The organism is Ruegeria sp. YTSC199 (assembly GCF_059609725.1).
This window is the reverse complement of sequence record NZ_JBXWMF010000026.1, coordinates 12,388-32,773: the sequence shown is the minus strand read 5'-3', so window position 1 is coordinate 32,773 and position 20,386 is coordinate 12,388. Positions and strand designations below refer to the sequence as shown.

Genomic DNA, 20,386 nt, shown 5'->3' with positions numbered 1-20,386 from the left:
ATGCCTCGTGACTATTTGAAAAAAGCCACCTTGACGGCGCAATCCCATGCCTCCGAGGTGAATGATACGGTCAGGACCATCCTTGCTGATATTGAGGCTGGCGGTGATGCCAAGGCACTGGAATACGCAGCCAGATTCGACAAGTTCGACGGCAACGTCTTGATGACGCAGGCCGAGATTGACGCTGCCATCGCACGGGTTCCGGAAAAACTGAAGGCCGATATCCGCTTTGCCCACGACAATGTGCGCCGCTTTGCTGAAACGCAGAAGGCAACCGTGGCCGATGTGCAGACAGAGATCGTTCCGGGGTTCGTCGCCGGTCAAAAAGCGATCCCGGTGGATGCGGCGGGCTGCTATGTGCCCGGGGGGCGCTATAGCCATACCGCCAGCGCGATCATGACCGTTACCACGGCCAAGGTCGCCGGATGTCGCCATATCACCGCCTGTTCTCCGCCGCGCCCAGGCGAGGGCGTTGCGCCAGCGATCGTCTATGCCGCGCATATCTGTGGTGCAGACAGTATTCTGGCCATGGGCGGTGTGCAGGGCGTGGCGGCCATGACCTATGGCCTGTTCGGCCTACCGCGGGCCAATATCCTTGTGGGCCCGGGCAACCAGTTTGTGGCCGAGGCCAAGCGGATTCTCTATGGCAAGGTCGGCATCGACATGATCGCGGGTCCTACGGACAGCTTGATCCTTGCTGACAGCAGCGCCGACGCCCATGTGGTGGCCACCGATTTGGTCAGCCAGGCCGAGCATGGGTACAACTCGCCCGTCTGGCTGGTAACCGATGACCGGGATCTGGCGCAGGAGGTGATGGCTCTGGTGCCGACGCTTATCGACGATCTGCCGGCCCTGAACCGCGAAAACGCGGCCGCCGCGTGGCGCGACTATGCCGAGGTCATCGTCTGTTCGGATCGTGAGGAAATGGCCGCCTGTTCGGACGAATACGCCCCCGAACATCTGACCGTTCAGGCCGAGGAGCTGGATTGGTGGCTGGACCGGCTGACCTGTTATGGTTCGTTGTTTCTGGGTGAAGAGACCACTGTGTCTTATGGCGACAAGGCCACCGGCACCAACCACGTTTTGCCGACCTCGGGTGCGGCCAGCTATACTGGGGGTTTGAGCGTCCACAAGTACATGAAGATTGTCACCTGGCAACGTGCTACGCGGGAAGGATCGAAACCTGTCGCTGTCGCCACTGCCCGAATTTCCAGGCTTGAGGGGATGGAAGGTCATGCCCGTGCTGCGGATGTGCGTCTGGCCAAGTATTTCCCTGACGAACAATTTGATCTGCACGCGGATGAGTGAACACCGGATGCCCTTCAATCTGACTGCGCGGGTGCTTCAGGGTCGGATTCTTGCTGCAATACCTTGCAGAAAATTGCCTTTTTCGGCACCGTATACAAATACGGCCGAGGTTCTCCGGCAGACCGCGTGGGTCTTGTTGACGGCCGTCTGTGGGATCTGGCCCGACAGAAACGGAGGGTTTCATGTATAAGAAAATTCTTGTTCCAATGGCGCTGGATCACGGCATTTCGCAGCACACGCTGGAAGTGGCTCGGGCGCTTTCGGCAGAGCACAGCGAAATTGTTGCGTTGCATGTTTACGAGATGCCGCAGGGCTCGGTCAGTGCCTATCTGGACAAGGACGCAGTTGCCGATGGGTTCCGCGCGGCGGCCAGTTTGTTGCGCGAAAAGACTGAGGAACTGGAAGGTATCCGGCCCGAGATCGTCAAGGGCCATACTGCCCGGACCATCATCGACTATGCCAATAGCAATGACTTTGACTGCATCGTTATCGGCTCGCACAAGCCCGGGCTCAGCGACTATTTCCTGGGCTCGACCGCATCGCGCGTGGTTCGACATGCCGGATGCGCCGTGCATGTGCATCGCAGAATATGAACCCAAAATCGCGCCCCAGGTGCCCCAAGCAGGACGAACATACCGGAGATGAACATAGACAAAAAGATTACGGATGATCTGGTCGCAAACGATATCTCGTTTGTCACCACCGTCCCGTGTAAGCAGCTTGCTGGCGTGATCGAGGAGATCGACGCGCGGGACGAGATTTTTCACATCCCCTCGAACAAAGAAGACGAAGGGATGGGCCTGTGCGCGGGCGCATGGATGGGCGGCAAGCGTCCTGCCATAATCATGCAGAACACGGCGATTGGCGTGACGATCAACACGTTGGCGACGCTGATCCAGTTCTATCGCATGCCGCTGCCCATGCTGATCTCATATCGTGGAGAATTGCGTGAACCCGTCGCCTGTCAGGTCGAAATGGCGGTGCATACCAAGGCCCTGCTGGCGCAGCTCAACATCCCGACTTATCACTTCCATCATCAGTCGGATGTCGAGGAGCTGGACGCGATCCTGAAATACACCTTCATGTGCAACAAGCCGGTCGCCATCCTGACCGACGCCAATTTCTGGGGAGGCTATGGCGACCAATGATCCGTTCTGAAATTCTGAAGGAAATCGCCCCGACCCTGCGCGATCAACTGGTTGTCTGCAACATTGGCATCCCCAGCCAGGAGCTGCACGCCATCGATGACCAGCCCACAAATTTTTATATGCTGGGTACAATGGGTCTGGCTTCGTCCATTGGTCTTGGGTTGGCGCTGTCGCAGACGAAACCGGTGATCGTAATCGACGGGGACGGTTCGATCCTGACCAACCTTGGCACGCTGCCGACCATCGCGAACAATGTGGCCGACAACTACATCCTGTTGATCATCGACAATGGATCCTATGGTTCAACCGGGGATCAGCCGACCTATGCCGGGAAGAAAACCTCGTTGACGAAAATGGCCGAGGCTGCCGGGTGCGAGCGTGTGATCGAATGTCAGGCGGAAGAGACCGGTCGCGTGCTGCAAGAGGCGCTGGACGCCGAGCAGATGACCATCATCGTCAGTAAGTGCGAAAGCGGAAATGCCAAGATGCCACCGATCACGATGGACCCGGTGGTGATCCGCGACCGCTTCATGAAGGCGGTTCAGGCGTGATGAAGCCAAGGCGCGGGTATGGACCACGCAATCCGCGCCTTGTACGGAGGTCTTACCTCTCCCTCTCCATAAGCTGGCCGAACCCGATGACGGGTTCTTTGATGTCCAAAAGTTGCAGCGCCTGAAACAGCATCGCCTGATTTGAGCTGATTACCGGCTTACCGACTGCGTCCTCCAAGCGGTCCAGCGTTTCGACGCTGCGCATGTCGGTACAGGACAAAACCAGTGCGTCGGCCTGAGAGTGGTCCGCCGCGCGGCCCAGTTCAAAAACGGCCTCCGGGTCCAGCGCGCCCTGGCCTTCGTTGTCCAGCGCCTCGGTCACCTCGGAACGCTGGACGGTCTCAAACCCCAGCTTGGCAAGAAAGCCAATCGCCATATCATTGATCGCCGGAACGTAAGGCGAGGCAAACCCGATACGGTGGGCGCCGAGCGCGGTCAGAGCATGAACCAATGCCCCGGCCGCAGTAATCGTTTCGGCACCGCTACCGGCACTTATCCGGCTAGCCAGTTCGCGGTCAAACTCCGGTCCGTGGGTCAGGGTGGCCGAGGTGCACCCATAGAAGACTACATCCGGCTTTACCCCCATCAGCAGACGCAGCGGCTCGTCCAAGTCGGTGGCCCCCAGATCGTGCATTTGGGCTTCGTCGGGGATTTCATCCTCGTCGTACCCTCCCATCCGAGCTACGTGTAGTGAAATCCCCGTCGGCGCCATCAAGGCCAGATCGGGTTCGAGATTGGTGTTGGTGAAAGGGACAAGAACCCCGAACCGTGCGCGGCCTCTGGACGTGCTCATACCTGTCCCTCCTGTTTCCATTTCGTCAGGATGTCTATTGCTGTGTTCATTGCGTCCTGCGGGCCGACGGTCATGCGCAGCGTGTGCGGCAACCCAGCGCCACCTTGCGGACGCAGGAAGACGCCTTCGGATCGCAGCTTTTTGTCTGCGCATGCAGCGGCTTCGGAATTGCCCATGTCCACCAGCAGGAAATTGGTGAAACTGGGGTAGGGCGCGAAACCGGCGCCCTTCAGCGTGGTCGCCGCCTGATCGCGCAATACGGCCGTCATCGCGCAGGTCTCACGCATATAGGCGTCGTCCTGTGCCGCCGCTGCGGCGGCGATCTGAGCGCTGGCCGGGATGTTGTTCGGGTTCATCACCTTGCGCAATTCTTGAGCAGTGTCCGGTGGGAACAACCCCCAACCGACGCGAAACCCGGCCATACCGTACGCCTTCGAAAACGTGCGTAGAATGATCGTGTTGCCTGTGGTAACCATGTCGAAACACCGCTCGCCCAGATGGTCGGAAAACTCACCATAGGCTTCGTCGATCACCAACAATATGTCGGGCCGCAACCCTTGCCGCAGTCGGGTTAGTTCGGATTTTGGGATGCGCGTGCTGGTCGGGTTGCCCGGGTTGGCGACAAAGACGATCCCGGTATCCGGCTGGACCGCTGCCAGCAAGCTATCGACACTGACAGTGGCATCTATTTCCCGAGCGGCGTCGAACCGGGCATCGGCCATGCGTGCCGCCGTCTGAAAGAATGGATAGGCATGGGCCGGAGCCAGCACCGCACGCTCCGGCCCCGAGAACACTCGGGCAAGGCTACCGATCAGATCAAGTGATCCGTTGCCGCACAGAATCCCATCCGCATCAATCCCGTGGAGGTCCGACAAGGCGTTTCGCAGATCCGTCCAGTCCGGATCGGGATAGAGCATCGACGTCCCCATAGCATGCACTGCCGCTTCGATAGCCTTAGGGCTAGGCGGGCGCAGGCTTTCGTTCTGGGACAGCGGGATAAGAGGTTTGCCCTCAGGCGCTGTGAGGTCGGCCAGTGCATAAGGCGACATACGCGCAATGTGCGGGTGCGGTAGAGTCATGTCTGCCTCCGGTATTGGGTCCGGGCCATATTCTGGCTGATCAGGCCTGCGCGGAGGTCGTTCTGCACGGCTCCATCCAAGCGCTCTTCTGGCAGGCCAAACCCACCCCCGCCCGGCGTTTCGAACAGCAGCGTTTCACCGGCTTTGATCCGAACTTCTCCTTTGCCGGGCAGTTGGCGGTTGCCGGGCTGTACCGTTATCCGTCCCGGCGCGCCGTCCAACCCTCCGTCACGGCCTTTGGCGGGGTTCTTGATCCGCTCGACAGAAAGGAACAGCATCAGGTCCTGATCCCTGGATGCGCTGAGTTCAATTTGCTGCCCTAGACCGCCCCGCAAACGCCCCGCTCCTCCGGAATCCGTCCGCAGTTCGCGGCGATGAAACAGAACCGGCGCGACGGCCTCTGTGGTTTCGACCTGGCTGCCCCAGACACCGCTGGGAAAGGCGGTGGCCGACAGGCCATCCAGCCGGGGACGGGCGCCGGTGCCGCCGTTGAACACAAGCTCCAGCGCAAAGAGGTCATCGCCCCGGTCGACCGCCTCGGGCGCGTGGCGCAGTGGCAGGTCGTACATGCACGAGGAACCCTCGGCCGGGACCTTTTTGGGCAAGGCTTGGGACAGGCATCCGTAGACCAGATCAGGTGTCATCTGTCCCAGTGTGTGTCGCATCGCGACGGGGGCCGGGGGTTGCGCGTTCAGGATACAGCCCGCAGGCGCGGTCACGCGGAACGGATCGAGCGAGCCTGCATTGTTCGGGATATCCGCCCCGATAATGCAGCGCAGGGCAAAGACGGAATAGGCCGTTGCATAGTTCAGCGGCACGTTTATCCCTTTGCCGACACAGGGCGCGGTGCCGTCGAAATCCAGCAACATATGGTCGTCTGCAATGGTGAGGGCGGCGTGCAGATCGATCTCATCCTCATAGCCATCGACCCTCAGCACATGGTGCCAAGTGCCTTTAGGCAGGTCGGCGATGGCCTCGAGGGTGCCGCGCCGAGAGGTGTCGATTATGTAATCTGACAGCGCCTGCAGATCGGATATGCCGAATTCTTGCATCATCTGTACCAGCCGCGTGGACCCGGCCTCACAACAGGCAATCAGGGCATAGATGTCGCCTTCGTTGGCGATAGGTTCACGCGAGTTGGCTTTGACGATTTCCAGCAGCAGCGCGTTGACTTCGCCTTGACTGACCAGTTTGCAGGGCGGGATCAGCAGCCCTTCGTCATATATATCCGAGCCCTCGGGTCCCATGCCCAGCCCCCCCAGATCGACCAGATGAGAGGTACAGGCCGTGTAACCGATCACCGTGTCCTGAAAAAAAACCGGCATCATCAGCAGAAAGTCGTTCAGGTGCCCCGAGGCGATCCACGGGTCGTTGGTCAGGTAGATATCACCGGGCTTCATTTCGCTTTGTACAAAGCGCGCACGCAGGGTTTTGACCGCCTCGGCCATGGTGTTGATATGCCCGGGTGTACCGGTGACGGCTTGTGCCAGCATCCTGCCTTGAGCATCGAAGATCCCGGCCGAGATATCGCCGCATTCGCGCACGATCGGGCTGAAAGCGGCGCGGATCAGCGCCTGTCCCTGTTCCTCAACCACGGCCAAAAGCCTGTTCCACATCACCTGCAGGCGTGTATCTGACTGGATCATGGCTGGACCTCCTCATGCCGTGTCAGCCAGATATTGCCCTGGCTGTCGACGCTGGCGCTGAAATCGGCGCTGACGAATGTGGTTGTTTGGGCCTCGACGATCAGCGCCGGGCCGCTGAGGGACGCACCGGGCATCAGCTCAGAGCGGTTGTACACGCCCGCCGGGCGCCAGGCGCCGGTGACGTCGCACAGAATTTCGCGGTGTTCGGTTGCCTTGGCGGTGTGTTCCGCCGGATCGTCAGGATGAGGCACACGCGCAGGGGCAGAGGATGAGACGGACAGCCCCCAGTTAAGGATTTCGATAGCCATGCCAGGAACGATCCGGCTGAACTGTCGGCTGTATTCCGTTTCAAAGGCCTCTCGCAAAGCGATTAGGTCCGAGGCGGCCAAAGCACGGTCGGGCAGGCGGATTTCGATCTCGTGACCTTGCCCGTGATACCGCATATAGGCGACCCGGCGTTGCAGCAGCGCACCTTCGGGTGCTCCGGCACGGACGACCTGTTCCGCCTCGGTCCACATGGCGTCGAAGAACCGGTTCAGGCCCTCGATATCCAGATTGTCCAGCCGGGCATAGCGTGATCGGATGACCTCGTACGACACGGGCGCGAACAGGAAGCCGACTGCCGAGCCCACACCCGGATCACGCGGGATCAGTACGCGCCGCATTTGGGTGCGCCGGGCTACGCGGGTGGCGTGTAGCGGGCCGTTGCCACCGAACGCGATCATCAAACGGTTGCCAAGGTCCTTGCCGGATTCGACCGCGTGCATCCGGCCTGCGCTGGCCATGCTCTCGTCGACGATCTCACTGACTGCAAACGCGGCATTGTCCGGGTCAAGGTTGAGCGGATCGCCCACGTCCTGGGTCATTACTCGCGCGGCCGCGACCGGGTCGATTTCCAGCCGCCCTTCGGCAAATCGTCCGGGTTCGATCAGACCCAGCGTCAGATCGGCATCGGTGACCGTGGGTTTGTCGCCACCCTTGCCAAAGGCCGCCGGGCCGGGATCTGATCCCGCGCTGTGCGGACCGACCTGAATGCGACCCAAGCGATCCACGCTGGCAATTGAGCCGCCACCCGCCCCGATCTCGATCATCTCGATCACCGGGATGCGCACCGGCATCCCCGACCCCTTGACGAAACGCTCGGCCCGCGAGATCTCGAACTTGCGCGCCATCTGGGGGCGATAGTCATCAATCAGGCACAGCTTGGCTGTGGTGCCGCCCATGTCAAAGGACAGCACCTCGGCCTCACCCGCCGCCTTGGCGAGGCGGGCGGCCAGAATGGCACCCCCGGCCGGGCCGGATTCCACCAGACGGATCGGCAACCGGCCAGCGGTGTCCAGCGTGGTCATGCCGCCGCCCGCCGTCATCATCAGGATCGGGCAGGCCAGCCCCATTTGCCGGAATCGGATTTCAAAATCCTGCAGGTACCCAGCCATCAAGGGTTGCACATAGGCATTGGCAATTGTGGTGCAGAGCCTGTCAAACTCACGGGCTTCGGGGCTGACCTCATGGCTGAGCGAGATGACCAGTTCGGGTATTTGCTGCGCCAGTTGGTCGCGCAGTGCCAGCTCATGCGCCGGGTTGGCATAGGCGTGTAGCAGGCAGACAGCGATGGCCTCGACGTCAAGCGCTTTCAATTCGGCGACCAAAGGCGCGATTCCCGCCCCATCCAGCGGCTCCAGTTCTTGCCCGTTAGCATCCATGCGCCCGCCGATGGTTAGCGAATGGGTGCGTGGCACGATCAGGTCGGGTTTGACCAGATCGATGGCATACTGGCTGTAGCGCCGCTCATAGGCGATTTCGAGGATGTCGCGGAAGCCGCGCGTGGTGATCGTGGCCGTGGCGGCCCCGCGACGTTCGATCAGGGCATTGGTGGCCAGCGTTGTGCCGTGTATGAACCCGGTGACCTGACGCCAGTCGGCGCCAGCGGTCTCGAGCACACGCGTGGCGCCAGCAACTGCGCCAAAGGCGGGGCGGTGCGGCGTGGTGGGTGTTTTGGTGGTCGCCACCACCTGAGATGCGCTGTCCAGAAGGACGGTATCGGTGAATGTACCGCCAATGTCGATTGCCATGCGCAATCCAACTGTTTGGTTCATAAGGTTATCAGCTTGAAAGGGTGGAACAGACCCGAAAGCGGGTCAGGTGGAAACGTACTGTTCCCTGCGGGTCAGGCGACCAGATCGCACCCGGTTTCGCGACGCATCATTGGTTGTCGAAGGTTGGCTGTCACAGCTTCAGTTCCCCGTCGTCTGACTGCACCGACATTGAGTGAGGAATGGCCCCTGCGTCAACACCTCATTCGAGGGGTGCACAGGTTTGGTGCAAATCCCGCATTACGCCAAGACGTTGGTTGCGGCGCATCCAACCCTGATATGTTTCGAAATACCATCAATAGGGGCGTGAGTTTAGATGCTCAGTTTTTTTATTCAAAGCATTCTGATCGACACGGACCTGATACTGGCGGTGCGCCGGTGATATCCGGTATTGCCTGTCTGAACACGCAGGGGCAGATGGTCGGCGAAGACATCATGTGGACCAGCTCAAACGGGCAGGAATACATCTTCGTATCCTTCCTGGTCGCAACCGGTGGGGATGACGGCGGCTCGATTGGCTTGTTCGATGTGCAGACCAACGAGGTCGTCAAAGTTACGAAGTGCGCAATAGTCCGGTCAGTGAAGGCGCGCTGTATATCGTGTGTCCACACAGCGTCTCAGCCTTTGATGACCTTATTTTAGTGACGTCGACGGTGCTTCCGGACCTGACCACCGGGGTCGGTAGTGTGCTGGCCAAGATCGTTTCTTCAGAATTTAGCGGTCCAGCTTGAAAACGCCCTCGACGGAGCGGGCGTGATCGGTGATTGTTTGGATGATTGGCAGAGTGAAAAAAGACCACCCTGTCAGAGGTATAGACGGAAGGCTGTGAAGGCTGACATAAGTTGCGTCGAAAAGACCAGCGAAGGGAGATGAAGATGAAAAAGTTTCTAGCGGCCGCTGCGGTTTCCGCTTTGTGCGCAACCGGCGCGCTGGCCGAGGTTAAGGTCGGAATGATCACCACGCTGTCCGGCGGCGGAGCCGGATTGGGCATTGACGTACGCGACGGATTCATGCTGGCCATCGCGCAATCAGGGCGTGACGACGTTGAGGTCGTGATCGAGGACGATCAGCGCAAACCGGACATCGCCGTGCAATTGTCCGACAAGATGATCCAGTCCGAACGGGTTGACGTCATGACAGGCATCATCTGGTCCAACCTCGCCATGGCGGTTGTGCCTGCGGCAGTGAACCAAAACGTGTTCTATCTGTCCCCCAATGCGGGGCCGTCGCCGCTTGCCGGAAAAGGCTGCCACCAGAACTATTTCAACGTCGCCTGGCAGAACGATAACCTGCACGAGGCCGCCGGGGCCTATGCCAACGGCGCCGGTTACAAGAACAGCTTTGTTCTGGCACCGAATTACCCGGCGGGTGTAGATGCGCTGACCGGCTACAAACGGTTTTTTGAAGGTGATCTGGCCGGTGAGATCTATACAGAACTGGGACAGACCGACTACGCCGCCGAAATTGCTCAGATTCGGGCCAGCGATGCGGATAGCGTTTTCTTCTTCCTGCCCGGTGGCATGGGGATTTCTTTCCTGAAGCAATATGCCGACAGCGGCATTGACAAGCCCGTGGTCGGCCCGGCCTTCAGCTTTGATCAGGGTATTCTGCAAGCGGTCGGCGATGCGGCGATGGGCGTGGTGAATACCTCGCAGTGGAACAAGGATATCGACAACCCGACCAACGCGGCCTTCGTTGAAAGCTTCCAGGCCGAATATGGACGTCTGCCCTCGCTTTATGCAAGCCAGGGATTCGATACCGCCAACCTACTGCTCTCGGCGCTGGAAAAAGCTGATCCTTCCGACGAAGACGCTTTCCGCGAGGCCCTGCGCGCGGCTGAGTTCGACAGCACCCGCGGCGATTTCAGCTTTGGCCCGAACCACCATCCGGTTCAGACAATCTATGCTCGCGAAGTGATCAAGGAAGGCGACGTCTTTACCAACAAGATCCTTGGTGTTGCGCTGGAAAACCACTCTGATGCCTACGCGGCCGAGTGCAAAATGTAACTGACCTTCTGCCTGCCCTGATCGCGGGGCGGGCAGAACACCGGAGTTTCCATGTCCTCGATCCTGATTATCGAGCAGATCCTCAATGGACTGCAGTTCGGTGTCATGCTGTTTCTGATGGCGGCTGGCCTGACGCTGATTTTTGGTGTGATGGGGCTGATCAATCTGGCGCACGGTTCGCTCTACATGGTCGGAGCGTTTGCCGCTGCCGCGGTGGCCGGTGCGACCGGGTCTTTCCTATTGGCCTTGGTTGCTGCATTGGCCGCTGCTGCGTTGGCTGGCGCGATTGTCGAGATGGTCGTGATCCGGCGCTTGTACAACGCGCCGCATCTGGATCAGGTTCTTGCCACCTTTGCGCTGATCCTGATCTTTTCTGAGGGCACGCGCTGGGTCTTTGGGTCTTTCCCGCTGTTTCTGGATATTCCCGATGGGTTGTCAGGGCCTGTAACACTGCCCGGCGGGATCGAATACCCGCTCTATCGTCTGACCTTGATCGGGATCGGGCTGGCGGTTGCCTTGGGTCTTTGGGCGCTGATCGAACGCACCCGTCTGGGTATCCAGATCCGTGCGGGTGAGAATGACCGCGAGATGATTGCGGCGCTGGGCGTCGATATCTCGAAACTCTACACGCTGGTCTTTGCGTTGGGTGCGGCGCTGGCCGGATTGGCGGGCGCTCTGGTTGGCGCGATCCAGTCGGTTCAGGTGGGGATGGGAGAGCCGGTGCTGATCCTCGCCTTCGTGGTTATCGTCATCGGCGGTATCGGATCGGTGCGCGGCGCCTTTATCGGCGCGCTGCTGGTCGGGCTGACGGATACGTTGGGCGGGGTGTTCCTACCCGAGATGTTAAAGCTGTTCATGGACAACGGCGCGGCGCAAAAAACCGGCTCGGCGCTGGCCTCGATGAGCATCTACGTGCTGATGGGGCTGGTGCTAATTTGGCGACCCTCGGGTCTGTTCGGGGCGCGCGCATGAGATTGAACGAAAGGTATCTGAATGCGCTGGTGATCGCGGGTCTGGTGGCGCTACCGCTTTGGGCGGTCGTAGCGGATCAGCCGTTTACGATCACGCTGGTGACGCGGGCGGTGATCCTTGCGCTGGCAGCGGTGGGCCTGAACATCATCCTCGGGATCGGAGGCATGGTCAGCTTTGGTCATGCAGTGTTTTTCGGCATCGGAGGCTACGCGATGGGCATCCTTGCCTATCACGCGCAGACCTATACCGCCCTTGATCTGGGGCTATTCACCACCGACGGCACCACGTCCATGCCGGTGATCTGGTTGGTGGCCATGATCCTGTCGGCGTTGGTGGCGTTCTTTATCGGATTGCTTTCATTGCGGACGTCCGGCGTGTATTTCATCATGATCACGCTCGCCTTTGGTCAAATGTTCTTCTATTTCGCCATTTCCTGGGCGCAGTACGGCGGTGAAGACGGGCTGTCGATCTATGTCCGCAATGGTTTTCCCGGCCTGAATACGCTGGTGCCGATCCAGTTCTACGCTGTCTGTTTCACGCTGCTCTGCGTAGTGCTGTTTTTGTTTGCGCGGTTGCAGGCCTCGCCCTTCGGACTGGCGCTGAATGCTGCGCGTCAGGCTTCGGTACGGGTTGAAACCGTGGGGTTGAACCCGATGCGGCTGAAGCTGGTGGCTTTCGTAATCTCGGGCGCGATCACCGGGTTGGCGGGGGCCCTGTTTGCGGATCTGAACCGCTTTGTCTCACCCTCGATGTTCAGTTGGCAACTGTCCGGAGAATTGATCGTACTGATCATCATTGGCGGGGTCGGGCGGCTGATGGGGCCCGTCATCGGGGCCTGTGTCTTTGTCGCGTTGGAGCATTTCCTCGGCGAACTCACCGACTTCTGGCACGTCTACCTGGGCGTGGCCCTGTTGTGCATCGTACTGTTCGCCCGTGGCGGCCTGATCGGTCTGTTGACCGGGAAGGAGGGCGCGCATGTCTGATCCCGTTCTCGCCACGCTTAACCTGAACAAGAACTTTGGGGCCCTCAAGGCGACTGACGACGTGTCCATTGATCTCAAGCCCGGAGAAATCCACGCCATCATCGGCCCGAACGGTGCAGGTAAGTCGACGTTGATTCAGCAGATATGCGGTGGGTTGCAGCCGGATTCAGGGCGGGTTCTGCTGAACGGTCAGGATGTCTCGGGCTATTCTACACAGGCGCGTGCGCGGGCCGGGCTCGGACGAACGTTTCAGATTTCGCAACTGTGTATGGAAGATACCGTGCTGGAGAACGTGGTTCTGGGTGCGATGGGCGCGGAACGCATGGCGTGGCGGTTCTGGCGGCCCGCGCTAAAGCGACCAGAACTGCGCAACCGGGCGGAAGCTGCGCTGGAACGTGTCGGGCTGAGCGATGAACGCGACACACGCTGCGCCAATCTCAGCCACGGCCAACGGCGGCAGTTGGAGGTCGCGGTGGCCCTGACACTGTCGCCAAAAGTCTTCGTCATGGATGAGCCAATGGCGGGGCTTGGCGCCGAAGGTTCGAAACGCCTGACCGGGTTTCTGGATGGATTGAAGCAGGAAGCGCCCATTCTGCTGGTGGAACACGATATGGACGCGGTTTTCGCGCTAGCCGACCGGATCAGCGTTTTGGTTTACGGCAAGGTTATCGCCACAGGTACGGCTGATGAAATCCGCACCAGCCCCGAGGTGCGCGACGCCTATCTTGGGGATGAAGCATGACCCTGTTGCGGCTTGAAAACCTAACCGCCAGTTACGGCGACAGTCAGGCGCTGTTCGGTGTTGATCTGCAGATGGCGCAGGGCGAAGTGACTGCTTTGATGGGGCGCAACGGGATGGGCAAAACAACGACGGTGAAAGCCATTTGCCGGATGATCCGCTCGGAGGGGGCGTTGAAGCTGGACGGTCAGGATCTGCACGCGCTGCCCAGCCATAAGGTCGCTCGCAAAGGGGTAGGGTTGGTGCCGGAAGGCCGCCGCTGTTTTGCCGAACTGACCGTGCGCGAAAACCTGATCGCGGCGGCGCGACCCGGCGACTGGACCTTGCGCCGCGTCACCGAACTGTTCCCCCGACTGGAAGAGCGGATGGGTCAGCGCGCCGCCTCGCTGTCGGGCGGCGAACAGCAGATGCTGGCGATTGGCCGGGCGCTGATGACCAACCCGCGCCTATTGATATTGGACGAGGCCACCGAGGGCCTTGCCCCGATCGTCCGGCAGGAGATCTGGGCAGCCCTGCATCGCCTGCGGCAAGAGACGTATGCGGCGATCCTGCTGATCGACAAATCTCTGAAGGAACTGGCGGCGGTGTCTGACCGTGCGGTCATTCTTGAACGGGGCCGTACGGTCTGGTCCGGAGCAATGAGGGAACTGACCCCAGAAATCTCCGAGAAATACGTGGGTGTCTGAAGGCGTTGGCCGGGGCGGGTCTAGAACCTGTAGGTGGCGCCCAGCAAAGGCCCGGATTGATCGAATGTGTAGTCGTTTCCGTTAATGTCGTGATCAAATGAGATATAGCGATATCCACCGCGCAGCAGCCACCTGTCGTTGATGGCGTAATCTGCTGTCAGTAGAACCGACCAGGTCTGGCTGCCGCTGCGAAACCCTCCGTAATCCACATAGGCCGTGCCGGTCCATGCGTCGGACAGGGTAAACCGGGCGCGAACACCTACCACCGGGTCGAACCAGCTGGCGTCAGCAGAGTTGGATTGCGAGGGCGCTGCGCCCGGGGTCAGGGTGAATTCCGTATCGGTGCTGTACCACCTGAAACCACCCGCCAGATCAACCTTTACGGAAGGATCGTTGCGTACCCGGTACCCCAGCAACGCGGTCAGAAACTGCGTTTTGACCGAGGTTTCCAATTCAGAACCCGCCGGGCCGGGCGCGGTATTGCCGAAGGACAGGTTGGTATAGTTGTAATCGGCCAACACACTCCATTGACCGTTTGTTGCCGCCAGCGCGCCCATGAAGGCAAAGTCCAGATTCTCCAGCGCGTCGGAAAAGCTGAGTGTTCCGTCAAGAGTACCCGACGGGGTTTCAATGCTGGTCTCGGTCTCTGGCATGAACAGATAGATCGTGGCTTCGTAGGACCACTCGGATTGTTGCGCCGAAGCCATTGTTGCCGCCGAGGCGAGTACAGCCGCCGCCACGCAGCTGTTCAATCTTTGATTTAGTGCCATTCCGTCCCTCCTTATTGGGTATCGCCCGTGTTGCCGGGTCGTGCGGGGTTACGCCGCCACGGTATCAGATGTTTCCGCGCGCGTGCCCACGCGATTGATGTCGGTTTCCGGAAAAAACTCGGACCAGACGTGCCAGAAGACACCAGCGCGTAGGGTCTCGACCCTTTGCAGCTTGCCCTGATCGGACATGCCCCAGAAATCGCAGCGGGTGACGGGTTTGCCACTGTCATTGTACCAGACCCCGAGGCTTTCGTATTTCGGGTCCAGGCTGATAACGACATCGCGCCCGCCGACATTGGCGTTGACGATCCAGTTGTTTTCCACGACGAAATCGTCCGTCCAGCAGGCGGCATCCTTGCCGATGGTGATCCCCCAAACATGGGTCTTGTTTGGCAAGCGGTCGTCCGAGCGGTCCATATTGTCCATCACCGGCGCGTCTTCCTGATGCTGGCGGCCGATGCCCCAGCCAAAGGTGATCTCGGTCATCATATCCAGCAGCCGCAATAGCGGGTTGGCCGAGGGTTTGTTCAGAAACACCTCGCCGTCGGGAAACGCCTTCTGAAACCCGCGGAACGTCATCCGATAGGTCGGCCAGGGTTTCATCTGGGCCTCGGGACGTACGGGGCAGGCGGGGCCATCGGCATTCGGGTCGCGGTCGGCCTCGCGGAAGCCATAAATGTGCTGAATTGGCTCCTTGGATTCATTGTCTCTCAGGATCAGGTTGTTGCCATGCTGGGCCAGGACCTCAAGATCCAACCGCTTGCCTTCGATTCGGGGGGCGTAGCCCTGCCCTAGATTGGCCATCGCACAATAAGTCATGACCACGTCTTCGCCGCCAAGCCCGTTCACATCGCCAGCCAGATGAGGCCGCATGATCTGCGCATCCGGGTGTGCGCGGGCATGGCCGTTGTTCTCGATCACGATGACCGGTGCGGTGGGGCCGACATATTTTCTGGCTTCACTGATGGAAAAGAAGGCCGCATCATTCAACTGGTTCCGCAAGCCCAGATGCACCCAGACATAGGGAAACCCGTAAAGAACCAGAACCAGCAGCGCTGAGATGATCCAAAGCCAGCCCGGTCCGCCACCCAGTACGAAATGCGCCAGCGTCGCCACGGCAAAAGAACCCAAGCCGATAGCGATCAGGCGGTATTCGTGCCGGATGAAACGCACCATGTTCTGGCGTTTCACCTTCAGCAGCATTTGCGAGATGTCTCCCAGATCGCGGAAATAGACAAAGCCGATCCCAAGTGAGACGATTACGCCAAGAGCGAAAAGGATGTTTCCGGCCATGTGCACCTCCTGATCCGGGTTTGGTTTTGGCGTTACTGCTGTGGCGAAGCACGCTTGATCATAAAGGCCTCAACAGCTTGCTGCGATTCCGGGCGGATGTTCTCAATCCCTTCGTAAGGCACGCCATAGGCCGGTGGTGTGTCGGGGTACTTTTCCTTCCGCGCCATGTGCCGCCCTAAAATTCGCACGAATTCCTGCCCACCCCATGCGCCTACTTCGGTTGAGACAGAGAATTCTTCGCGGGTATCACGATAGAGATCGAAGAACTTGGCCGCGATCGGATTTTTACCCGGCGGAGGCAAGATGAGTTTGAGCTGATCTTTGACAATGGCCTCGGGTTTCTTGTCTGAATATATAATCACGTGATCGCGGCGTGATTTGGTTTCATCGTCGAACAGCAGTGCGGCGGACTGATCAACCCCGTCGATTAGGCGATCGCGTGGAATGAACTGATCGGCACCGGCAAATCGGGACAGCGTTGTATAAAGGTCAGAGACATGGATGATACTGTTCAGCAACCCGTCTTCCTCAATCATACCCGGCCACCGTATAAAGGCGTCCACTCGTACGCCGCCTTCGGTCGTGTCGGCCTTTCCACCGCGGAAGATCATTGGGGTGAACCCTGATTGCGGCGAGTACTTAGTGAAATGGCCATTGTCGCCCATTACGACAATGATGGTATTCTCGGTTAACCCAAGCTCGTCTACTTTGGCGAAAAGGTCACCAAGCCATTGATCCAGCAACTGCATTTTGTCGACATATAGACCACCGTTGGCGCTTTTGGGGCCGGTTCGGCCTGTCCGTGTGTTGTCCAGCGGAATCATTGGCCAGTATTGCAGGAAAAACTGTTCTTCCCCAGTAGCCAAACGCTCCAATTCTTCCATCGTTTTATCCTGGAAGGCTTGGTTCATCTCGTCATACTTGGCCGCGTTCCAGCGCTCGTTGGTCTCCATCCTGATTTCGCGGATCGGGCCGCCAGTCTCGCCCTCGATCACGGTCATCATATGCGAGGCGTCGGGGCGGAACCAACCGTCGATTGTGTACTTGTCGTCGTAATCCCGGATGGCGACTGAGACTTGTTCTTTAATCGCATCGTCGTGGAATATGGTTAGCTGACCCTGCTGATGAATAGCATGCTGAGCATAGTCAAACCCCTGGTTCATCGCCCAGCTTTCCGGTATATCACCCATGTGCCATTTGCCGACATGGCTGGTTGCGTATCCGGCCTGTTTCAGCACCTCTGCAAGAGTCACTTCTTGCCCCGGAAGGCCTTCTCCGGCGATGTCGACTTGCGTATTGCCCATGCCCATCCGAACCGGCAAACGCCCAGTCATCTGTGCCACCCGAGTCGGCGTGCAGGACGGTTCGGTGTACATACGCACCATTCGCATGGCCTGATCAGAGAATTCGTTGATATTTGGCGTCTCATAGCCCCGCACTGCGTTCAGTTCCGGAATTCCCATATCGCCAAAGCCCAAGTCATCGATCAACACGCTGACGATGTTCGGAGGCTGTCCCCCGTTGCTGTCGCGAAATGCGGCCAGAGCCTCATCCACGGCAGCGTCATCCTGCGCCCATTGCTCGCTATGTTGGGCCTGAAGGATGTAAAACTCCGCATCGTGCTGAATAGGATTTTCCTGTGCCAGGGCCGGCGCAGCCGCGAGACTCGTCGAAAGCGCAATGAGCCAACTCAAATTCATTTCATGTTCCCTCCCCTTGTCAGACGCGCCCTGCTGTCACCGCAGCAGGGCGTTCTCACATTGAAACATTATGATGTTTGCGCAGAGAATTCTACGGGCCTGAATCTTTGCCGGTTTCCAAGCATGTTGCGGGTCAGCGCAAGGCCCACAACCGCGCAGTTTATGCAAGCGGTTGTGGGCAGGGTGAGAGCGGTCGCCTAGGCGGTGACCTTTTCCATCGGCAGTTTGCGTGGGTACGGATCTCCGCGCTCATACGATCCGGCCGCCGTGAACAGAACGTCGGTCGACGAGTTCAGCCCGGTTTCCGCGGAATCCTGCAGGACGCCGATGATGAAGCCGATGCTGACCACCTGCATGGCGGTTGCATTGTCGATGCCGAAAAGGCTGGCCGCCATCGGGATCAGCAACAGCGACCCGCCGGCCACGCCTGAGGCTCCGGTGGCGGCAATCGATGCGATGACGCTCAGGAACAGGGCTGACAGGAAATCGACCTGAATGCCCATGGTGTGCACGGTCGCCAGTGTCATCACCGTGATGGTTATCGCGGCACCGGCCATGTTGATCGTGGCGCCGATGGGAATGGTGACCGAATAGGTTTCCTCGTTCAGGTTCATGCGGCGGCACAGTTCCATGTTGACCGGTATGTTGGCGGCCGAGCTACGCATGAAGAACGCGGTGATGCCGGATTCCCTGAGGCAGGTGAAGACCAGCGGATAGGGGTTCTTGCGGATGCGCAGGAACACGATCAGCGGGTTCACGACCAGCGCCATGAAGGCCATACAACCAATCAGAACCAACAGAAGGTGACCATAGCTTGCAAGCGTTTCAAAGCCGGTCTCGGCAATGGTTGAAGCTACGATGCCGAAGATACCGATGGGTGCGACCCGGATGATGGCGGCCACAATCTTGGTGATCGCGCTGTCCAGATCGGACATTAATGTTTTGGTCGAGTCACTTGCGTGGCGGAAAACCAGCCCAAGGCCGACGGCCCAGGCGAGAATGCCGATGTAGTTGGCCTGAGCCAGTGCATTCACCGGATTATCCACGATCTTCAGAAGGATGTTCTTCACCACCTCGGCCAGGCCGTCCGGGGCTTCCATTAACTCAGGTGTTCCGGTCAGATGCAGGGTGACCGGGAACATGTAACTGGCCACCACTGCAACCAGTGCAGCGGCGAAAGTGCCAAGGATATACAGCAGAACCACAGGACCCATGCGGGCCTGACTGTCTTTTTTGTGGTTGGTGATTGCGGCGCAGACTAGGATCAGAACCAGCACAGGCGCGACGGCTTTCAGCGCGTCGACAAAGAAGTCGCCGAGCAGACCAACAGCCGAACCAGCGGCAGGCCAGAGGGTTGCGAGAAGGGCACCGGCTACAAGGCCGATGATGATTTGAGTAACCAGGCTACCGCGTAGAATAAAACTCATCGGGACCATCCTGTTTGACTGGGGGCCTGCCGGGGAATGGGTACTCCCGATCAGGCGCGGTTAAGTTACAAGATTGGGCGCTATATGGGCGCTTTGGATCCAATTTAAACATCTGGACTTAACAAATAAGTCCAGATGGGGTTTTTAGCCTAGCGCTCTGCTGTCTCGCATGGTCTGATTTTGGGGGTATCCGTGGACACCCGTTTCAGGCTCCACGTGCAGGTTTGAACGGTCAGGCCGGGAAGGTTTGGCACCTGATCCGAGGCCCAAACGCTGGTGACCGAAAAACTGAAAGGTGTACCCGTGGCAGCGGGGAACAGCCGGGCGAGTTCTTTCGAGGGAAACGTACCGCCGCAAGACTCGAAAAATCCGCTGACCAAACTGTCATCAGGCGCCAGAGCAACCGAACCGGTATAGAGTGAGTACTCCGCCCCAAGCTCTTGTTTGTCAGTATAAAGCAGGTCGATCGAGATACGATCCCCGTCTTGAACAATTCCGGCGCGCATCGGGTCGGACCAGCTTGACGGCACTCCGCCCGTGGTGCTGTCGCAGGCGTAGAAGCCTTCATACTGGCCGGTCAGTGAAAAGCTTTCTGCATGTGCTGGTGCAAAACTTCCGGCCACAAGAAGGGTGATGGCCGTTTTTCCAAGAATGTGTTTCGAGGTCATTATGGGCTTCCTCTCCAATGCGGACAGGGATTGCGCTGTCACAAAATATCCGAGTGCTTCTCAATCACCTGACCAAAATGATGCCGCCAGAGGTCCACGCCCAGCGTGCCGCTGCGATCCAGCGAAGACCCGACGACCGTATCCGCAATTATGGTCGGTTGCAGGCCTGCGTCAAACAGGGTGAATCCTGCGGCCAAAACACAGGTATCGGCCTGAATACCGCAGACCAAAACTCTGTCGATCTTCCAGCTGTGAAACTGGTCGATCACCTCGGGCGGCGGGCCGTAGCCGTATTTCAGAATGGTACGATCCGCCCGAACTAGGCTGTCATCGACCGAGCGGGGTTTCCATCCAAGCTGTCTGAAAAAGGGCACTTTCGCCTCGTCATTGCGTTCGACCGTGGCGATGGACGGTAAATGCGACGCCAACAACTGGCTACGCTCGACAAGCCAATCCGGCGGGTCAAAGCTGGGTTGGACATCGACGACCAGTACTGCCTGTTTCAATGCGTGCCTCCGACGTTA

20 protein-coding genes are annotated in these 20,386 nt (G+C 59.1%); 10 read left to right on the top strand and 10 right to left on the bottom strand.

Annotation, left to right across the window (positions count from 1 at the left end; all coding sequences use genetic code 11):
• The 4 genes from hisD to comE all read left to right on the top strand — a co-directional run bounded on the left by hisD (position 1) and on the right by comE (position 3,007).
• The gene (hisD, locus tag AC2FEE_RS20250; RefSeq protein WP_496867128.1) at positions 1 to 1,308 is read left to right on the top strand and encodes a histidinol dehydrogenase; all 1,308 of its coding nucleotides are present in this window, start codon (positions 1 to 3) and stop codon (positions 1,306 to 1,308) included.
• A 182-nt stretch (positions 1,309 to 1,490) separates the two neighbouring features.
• Positions 1,491 to 1,901, top strand: a complete 411-nt coding sequence (locus tag AC2FEE_RS20245) for a universal stress protein (RefSeq protein ID WP_496867127.1) — start codon at positions 1,491 to 1,493, stop codon at positions 1,899 to 1,901.
• A gap of 48 nt (positions 1,902 to 1,949) precedes the next feature.
• Positions 1,950 to 2,456, top strand: coding sequence for a sulfopyruvate decarboxylase subunit alpha (comD, locus tag AC2FEE_RS20240; protein WP_496867126.1), 507 nt, complete (start codon positions 1,950 to 1,952; stop codon positions 2,454 to 2,456).
• Positions 2,453 to 3,007 (top strand): sulfopyruvate decarboxylase subunit beta, encoded by a 555-nt coding sequence (gene comE / locus AC2FEE_RS20235; RefSeq protein ID WP_496867125.1) that lies wholly within the window; start codon positions 2,453 to 2,455, stop codon positions 3,005 to 3,007. The genes comD and comE overlap by 4 nt, the downstream gene beginning before the upstream one ends.
• A 52-nt stretch (positions 3,008 to 3,059) precedes the next feature.
• Here comE and AC2FEE_RS20230 read toward each other — a convergent pair whose 3' ends face one another.
• Genes AC2FEE_RS20230 through AC2FEE_RS20215 form a run of 4 tightly spaced genes read right to left on the bottom strand, consistent with a single transcriptional unit; the run spans position 3,060 to position 8,597 of the window.
• The gene (locus AC2FEE_RS20230; protein ID WP_496867124.1) at positions 3,060 to 3,800 is read right to left on the bottom strand and encodes a maleate cis-trans isomerase family protein; all 741 of its coding nucleotides are present in this window, start codon (positions 3,798 to 3,800) and stop codon (positions 3,060 to 3,062) included.
• Complete coding sequence (locus AC2FEE_RS20225) at positions 3,797 to 4,879, bottom strand: pyridoxal phosphate-dependent aminotransferase (protein WP_496867123.1); 1,083 nt, start codon at positions 4,877 to 4,879, stop codon at positions 3,797 to 3,799. The genes AC2FEE_RS20230 and AC2FEE_RS20225 overlap by 4 nt, the downstream gene beginning before the upstream one ends.
• Positions 4,876 to 6,525, bottom strand: a complete 1,650-nt coding sequence (locus tag AC2FEE_RS20220) for a hydantoinase B/oxoprolinase family protein (protein ID WP_496867122.1) — start codon at positions 6,523 to 6,525, stop codon at positions 4,876 to 4,878. The genes AC2FEE_RS20225 and AC2FEE_RS20220 overlap by 4 nt, the downstream gene beginning before the upstream one ends.
• Positions 6,522 to 8,597, bottom strand: coding sequence for a hydantoinase/oxoprolinase family protein (locus AC2FEE_RS20215; protein WP_496867121.1), 2,076 nt, complete (start codon positions 8,595 to 8,597; stop codon positions 6,522 to 6,524). The genes AC2FEE_RS20220 and AC2FEE_RS20215 overlap by 4 nt, the downstream gene beginning before the upstream one ends.
• A gap of 399 nt (positions 8,598 to 8,996) precedes the next feature.
• Here AC2FEE_RS20215 and AC2FEE_RS20210 point away from each other — a divergent pair, with 399 nt between their 5' ends.
• The 6 genes from AC2FEE_RS20210 to AC2FEE_RS20185 all read left to right on the top strand — a co-directional run bounded on the left by AC2FEE_RS20210 (position 8,997) and on the right by AC2FEE_RS20185 (position 14,004).
• Entirely contained in the window at positions 8,997 to 9,260 is a 264-nt protein-coding gene (locus tag AC2FEE_RS20210; RefSeq protein WP_496867120.1) for a hypothetical protein, read from the top strand.
• A 233-nt stretch (positions 9,261 to 9,493) separates the two neighbouring features.
• Positions 9,494 to 10,624, top strand: a complete 1,131-nt coding sequence (locus AC2FEE_RS20205; protein WP_496867119.1) for an ABC transporter substrate-binding protein — start codon at positions 9,494 to 9,496, stop codon at positions 10,622 to 10,624.
• Positions 10,625 to 10,675: 51 nt separating this feature from the next.
• A complete protein-coding gene (locus AC2FEE_RS20200) occupies positions 10,676 to 11,596 on the top strand; it encodes a branched-chain amino acid ABC transporter permease (RefSeq protein ID WP_496867118.1) in 921 nt (306 codons plus the stop codon).
• Positions 11,593 to 12,579, top strand: coding sequence for a branched-chain amino acid ABC transporter permease (locus AC2FEE_RS20195; RefSeq protein ID WP_496867117.1), 987 nt, complete (start codon positions 11,593 to 11,595; stop codon positions 12,577 to 12,579). The genes AC2FEE_RS20200 and AC2FEE_RS20195 overlap by 4 nt, the downstream gene beginning before the upstream one ends.
• Positions 12,572 to 13,321 carry an ABC transporter ATP-binding protein gene (locus AC2FEE_RS20190; RefSeq protein ID WP_496867116.1) on the top strand — a complete coding sequence of 250 codons (750 nt, stop codon included), beginning with the start codon at positions 12,572 to 12,574 and terminating at the stop codon, positions 13,319 to 13,321. Before AC2FEE_RS20195 ends, AC2FEE_RS20190 begins: the two co-directional genes overlap by 8 nt.
• Entirely contained in the window at positions 13,318 to 14,004 is a 687-nt protein-coding gene (locus tag AC2FEE_RS20185; protein WP_496867115.1) for an ABC transporter ATP-binding protein, read from the top strand. Before AC2FEE_RS20190 ends, AC2FEE_RS20185 begins: the two co-directional genes overlap by 4 nt.
• 20 nt (positions 14,005 to 14,024) lie before the next feature.
• Here the strand turns inward: AC2FEE_RS20185 and AC2FEE_RS20180 are convergent, their stop codons facing one another.
• The 6 genes from AC2FEE_RS20180 to AC2FEE_RS20155 all read right to left on the bottom strand — a co-directional run bounded on the left by AC2FEE_RS20180 (position 14,025) and on the right by AC2FEE_RS20155 (position 20,368).
• Positions 14,025 to 14,774: a porin family protein gene (locus AC2FEE_RS20180; RefSeq protein ID WP_496867114.1), complete on the bottom strand. Its 750-nt coding sequence runs from the start codon at positions 14,772 to 14,774 to the stop codon at positions 14,025 to 14,027.
• A 48-nt stretch (positions 14,775 to 14,822) separates the two neighbouring features.
• Complete coding sequence (locus tag AC2FEE_RS20175) at positions 14,823 to 16,067, bottom strand: DUF3179 domain-containing (seleno)protein (protein ID WP_496867113.1); 1,245 nt, start codon at positions 16,065 to 16,067, stop codon at positions 14,823 to 14,825.
• Between the two features lie 32 nt (positions 16,068 to 16,099).
• A complete protein-coding gene (locus AC2FEE_RS20170) occupies positions 16,100 to 17,767 on the bottom strand; it encodes a sulfatase-like hydrolase/transferase (protein ID WP_496867112.1) in 1,668 nt (555 codons plus the stop codon).
• A 197-nt stretch (positions 17,768 to 17,964) separates the two neighbouring features.
• Complete coding sequence (gene sstT, locus AC2FEE_RS20165; RefSeq protein ID WP_496867111.1) at positions 17,965 to 19,194, bottom strand: serine/threonine transporter SstT; 1,230 nt, start codon at positions 19,192 to 19,194, stop codon at positions 17,965 to 17,967.
• 149 nt (positions 19,195 to 19,343) lie between these two features.
• On the bottom strand, positions 19,344 to 19,862 hold the full coding sequence (locus AC2FEE_RS20160) for a hypothetical protein (protein ID WP_496867110.1): 519 nt from the start codon (positions 19,860 to 19,862) through the stop codon (positions 19,344 to 19,346).
• Between the two features lie 38 nt (positions 19,863 to 19,900).
• Positions 19,901 to 20,368 (bottom strand): isochorismatase family protein, encoded by a 468-nt coding sequence (locus AC2FEE_RS20155; protein ID WP_496867109.1) that lies wholly within the window; start codon positions 20,366 to 20,368, stop codon positions 19,901 to 19,903.
• Positions 20,369 to 20,386: the final 18 nt, after the last annotated feature.

Bases quoted from the DNA above. Each gene is read 5' to 3' on its own strand.
- comD (WP_496867126.1), top strand. From the start codon at position 1,950: ATGAACATAGACAAAAAGATTACGGATGATCTGGTCGCAAACGATATC.
- hisD (WP_496867128.1), top strand. From the start codon at position 1: ATGCCTCGTGACTATTTGAAAAAAGCCACCTTGACGGCGCAATCCCAT.
- AC2FEE_RS20160 (WP_496867110.1), bottom strand. From the start codon at position 19,862: ATGACCTCGAAACACATTCTTGGAAAAACGGCCATCACCCTTCTTGTG.
- AC2FEE_RS20220 (WP_496867122.1), bottom strand. From the start codon at position 6,525: ATGATCCAGTCAGATACACGCCTGCAGGTGATGTGGAACAGGCTTTTG.
- AC2FEE_RS20180 (WP_496867114.1), bottom strand. From the start codon at position 14,774: ATGGCACTAAATCAAAGATTGAACAGCTGCGTGGCGGCGGCTGTACTC.
- comE (WP_496867125.1), top strand. From the start codon at position 2,453: ATGATCCGTTCTGAAATTCTGAAGGAAATCGCCCCGACCCTGCGCGAT.
- AC2FEE_RS20200 (WP_496867118.1), top strand. From the start codon at position 10,676: ATGTCCTCGATCCTGATTATCGAGCAGATCCTCAATGGACTGCAGTTC.
- AC2FEE_RS20195 (WP_496867117.1), top strand. From the start codon at position 11,593: ATGAGATTGAACGAAAGGTATCTGAATGCGCTGGTGATCGCGGGTCTG.
- AC2FEE_RS20185 (WP_496867115.1), top strand. From the start codon at position 13,318: ATGACCCTGTTGCGGCTTGAAAACCTAACCGCCAGTTACGGCGACAGT.
- AC2FEE_RS20175 (WP_496867113.1), bottom strand. From the start codon at position 16,067: ATGGCCGGAAACATCCTTTTCGCTCTTGGCGTAATCGTCTCACTTGGG.
- sstT (WP_496867111.1), bottom strand. From the start codon at position 19,194: ATGAGTTTTATTCTACGCGGTAGCCTGGTTACTCAAATCATCATCGGC.
- AC2FEE_RS20245 (WP_496867127.1), top strand. From the start codon at position 1,491: ATGTATAAGAAAATTCTTGTTCCAATGGCGCTGGATCACGGCATTTCG.
- AC2FEE_RS20190 (WP_496867116.1), top strand. From the start codon at position 12,572: ATGTCTGATCCCGTTCTCGCCACGCTTAACCTGAACAAGAACTTTGGG.
- AC2FEE_RS20230 (WP_496867124.1), bottom strand. From the start codon at position 3,800: ATGAGCACGTCCAGAGGCCGCGCACGGTTCGGGGTTCTTGTCCCTTTC.
- AC2FEE_RS20225 (WP_496867123.1), bottom strand. From the start codon at position 4,879: ATGACTCTACCGCACCCGCACATTGCGCGTATGTCGCCTTATGCACTG.
- AC2FEE_RS20215 (WP_496867121.1), bottom strand. From the start codon at position 8,597: ATGGCAATCGACATTGGCGGTACATTCACCGATACCGTCCTTCTGGAC.
- AC2FEE_RS20170 (WP_496867112.1), bottom strand. From the start codon at position 17,767: ATGAATTTGAGTTGGCTCATTGCGCTTTCGACGAGTCTCGCGGCTGCG.
- AC2FEE_RS20205 (WP_496867119.1), top strand. From the start codon at position 9,494: ATGAAAAAGTTTCTAGCGGCCGCTGCGGTTTCCGCTTTGTGCGCAACC.